This is a genomic window from Xenorhabdus eapokensis, from assembly GCF_001908105.1.
This window is the reverse complement of record NZ_MKGQ01000065.1, coordinates 1-3,166: the sequence shown is the minus strand read 5'-3', so window position 1 is coordinate 3,166 and position 3,166 is coordinate 1. Positions and strand designations below refer to the sequence as shown.

Annotated in this window: 5 protein-coding genes; 2 read left to right on the top strand and 3 right to left on the bottom strand. The window is 45.1% G+C overall.

The features are described 5' to 3' along the window. On the bottom strand, nt 1-73 hold a 73-nt coding region (locus Xedl_RS39485), incomplete at its 3' end, for a helix-turn-helix domain-containing protein (RefSeq protein ID WP_143187484.1). Nucleotides 74-526: 453 nt separating this feature from the next. On the opposite strand from Xedl_RS39485, the gene Xedl_RS18800 reads away from it, so the two are divergent. Continuing rightward, nucleotides 527-1,612, top strand: a complete 1,086-nt coding sequence (locus Xedl_RS18800) for an AAA family ATPase (protein ID WP_074025249.1) — start codon at nt 527-529, stop codon at nt 1,610-1,612. Beyond that, nucleotides 1,573-2,265: a DUF4276 family protein gene (locus tag Xedl_RS18795; protein WP_244149764.1), complete on the top strand. Its 693-nt coding sequence runs from the start codon at nt 1,573-1,575 to the stop codon at nt 2,263-2,265. The genes Xedl_RS18800 and Xedl_RS18795 overlap by 40 nt, the downstream gene beginning before the upstream one ends. A gap of 71 nt (nt 2,266-2,336) precedes the next feature. On the opposite strand, the gene ssb is transcribed toward Xedl_RS18795, so the two are convergent. After that, entirely contained in the window at nt 2,337-2,849 is a 513-nt protein-coding gene (ssb, locus tag Xedl_RS18790) for a single-stranded DNA-binding protein (RefSeq protein ID WP_074025247.1), read from the bottom strand. A gap of 16 nt (nt 2,850-2,865) precedes the next feature. Beyond that, the gene (locus tag Xedl_RS18785) at nt 2,866-3,075 is read right to left on the bottom strand and encodes a hypothetical protein (protein WP_074025246.1); all 210 of its coding nucleotides are present in this window, start codon (nt 3,073-3,075) and stop codon (nt 2,866-2,868) included. Nucleotides 3,076-3,166: the final 91 nt, after the last annotated feature.

Genomic DNA, 3,166 nt, shown 5'->3' with positions numbered 1-3,166 from the left:
CGAGTGTCGTACCACGCTTGCGTAATGCACAAATAATTTCGGCTGGGTGCCAGTCTTGTTGAGTGTGAGTCATACCTGCTTCCCCTTCTGTTGATTATTGGTGGTAGTTCAGACAGGGTTTCCAATACCGGAGGTCAATCGATCCGGCGAGACGTGAGTCTCCCCTGCCTGAACCGCCATTGAAAGGGCGATAACAGGCACACTGGTAGAAACTTCCTACCAGTGGAGTGTTTTTATGAGGCCTGAGATTCCTCACTATCGGATTTTGCCGATAGCGTTTTTACTTTAACCGATTGTGTTATCGAATTCAATAATCGAACATGTAAGTTTAACAAGTAAATAAAATTATAGGATGATGTCTTCAGTTCAGATTTAAAGAATAAAAAAACCTGCCTATTTGCGCATCCTCTAAACAAGAGACTCAGCGTGGCAGGTGTACTTGAGTAAGATTATATCCATCAAGCCACCATCAGAAAAGTGTATAATAAGGCAAAATTGAGTCACATGATGCTGAAAAGGCAAGATTATGAAACCAATAACTGATAATGACCACTTAAGCAGAATTAAGATAACAGGCTACAAATCTATCGCAAAATGTGATTTACAAATGGGACGCCTGAATATCCTTATTGGGGCCAATGGTGCCGGAAAATCCAATTTCATCAGTTTCTTTCGTTTGTCCTCCGTCCTGCTCGATCAGCGCTTACAATCTCTTGTTGGTAAAATGGGGGGACCCGATACCCTCTTACACTTTGGTCGCAAAAAAACCGAGTTTATGGGGGCCGAACTTTCTTTTGGCCACAATGGTTATAAATTTGAACTGGAACCGACTAATGATAACCGCATGATGTTTCGCCATGAATCACTCTTTTGTGACAGTAAAAGAGAATATGATATTGGTGCCGGACATTTTGAATCTCAGGTTAATCATACGAACCTTGAAAATGACACCTTACCGACTCCGCTTCGTTGGCGGGTATATCATTTTCATGATACGAGTGACAGTGCCAAAGTTAAACAAACTTACCGCATTAATGATAATGATTACCTACGGGAAGATGGGGCCAATTTAGCGGCATTTCTGTATCGTCTGCAAAAAAATCATCAACAACATTACACCCGCATTATCAAAGCCATTCAGATGGTCGCGCCATTTTTTGGTGATTTTTATTTACGATCCACACCGGATAATGCCGACTACATTCAACTCGAATGGACAGAAAAAGATCAGGATATTCCTTTTAAAGCCAGTGAACTTTCTGATGGTACTTTGCGCTTTATTTTACTCACGACTGTGCTACTGCAACCCGAAGATTACATGCCCGATTCTATTATTATTGATGAACCTGAACTCGGACTCCATCCCTATGCCATCAATGTATTGGCGGGTTTGATTAAAAATGCCAGCAATAAACATCAACTGATTATTTCCACTCAGTCGGTCGAGCTGGTCAACCAGTTTGATGCTGATGACCTGATTGTGGTCGACAAACAACAAGGCGCCTCCACCTTTAAGCGCCTGGATAATGAAGCCCTGTCAGAATGGCTTGAAGACTATAGCCTGGGTGAATTATGGAAGAAAAACTTACTTGGCGGGAGGCCACAGCGATGATCCGTATCAACGTTTTTGTCGAAGGGCAGACGGAAGAAACTTTCGTGCGGGATGTGCTGGCACCTTATTTTTTTGCACAACATATCTATCTGACACCCATATTAGCCCAGACGAGTTCCAGCCAGAAAGGGGGGATCACGAGTTACGGCAAAGTAAAACACCAAATTATCCGCTTATGCCGACAAGATCCCGGTGCATTCGTCACCACACTTATCGACTACTATGGTCTGCCAACTGATTTCCCTGATTATAACGCACAACGGGATAATGCGGCCAACGTACGGGTCGTGAAGCTGGAGCAGGCTTTCGCTAATGATATCGGACAGGCTAATTTTATTCCCAATCTGTTATTGCATGAATTTGAAGCGTTACTATTTTGCCAACCCGAAAAATTTGCAGACTGGCTTGATGACCATGCACCAATTGCCGCACTACAGGCCATCAAAGATGAATTTGATACACCTGAAGATATCAATAACAGCCCGCAAACGGCACCGTCTAAACGTATTCTGGCAATCATTCCCAATTATCATAAAACCTTACATGGTCCACTGATCGTCGGTGATATTGGTTTAGATATCATTCGCGCCCAATGCCCACATTTCAATCGGTGGCTAAATCAGCTGACCATACTGGTCACTCGTATTAAATAAGCCACATCATTTTACCCATAAATTAAGGTTGAGGATAAGCCCTGTGATAACAGGGCAATAAGTTTAACCACTCAGAACGGGATCTCATCTCCCCAGTCTACTTCTTCCTCTTCCGGTAACACAGCAGGTTGTACTGCCGGAGTCACCTTTCTTTCCTTATTGGCGGATTTAGAAGACGGTGGCTTCGGTGCTGGCTTATGCCCCACCTGTTGAGCAGCTGCCTGTTTTGCCTCGCCACGGCTGCCCAGCATCTGCATTGTGCCATTCACATTCACCACCACTTCGGTTGAATAGCGATCCTGCCCCTGTTGATCCTGCCATTTGCGCGTTTGCAGCTGGCCTTCAATGTAAACCTGAGTGCCTTTTTGCAGGTACTCCGCCGCAATTTCGGCTAGTTTGCCGAAGATCACCACCCGGTGCCATTCGGTTTTCTCCCGCATCTCGCCGGTTTGTTTATCCCGCCAGCTTTCTGATGTTGCCAGTGACAGCGTTGCCACGGTACCACCGGTTGGCAGGTAACGGATCTCCGGATCTTGCCCCAGATAACCCAATAAAATGACTTTGTTTACTCCACGTGAAGACATATCGATTTCCTTTCTGTTACGCTGACTGACGCTGTATCCAGCGCCCCTGTTTCAGGGCAAATTCCGCCTGCTCACGGCTGGCAAAATATTCCATAGACTCACGGGAGCAGGGCACGCCGCCCTCTATCGTGCCGATATAAAAGCCTGCACGGGTTTGTAAAACCGTTAACGGTAATTGCTTATAACAATATTGCAGTGCCAGAACGCCAATGGGGGGGATAGTCATCTCTGTACCCTATTGTATTTGTTAGCAAAGAGACTGCCCTGAAACATCAGGGCAAGTCAGTGGAGTAGAATGAGTATCAGAATGAATTTTC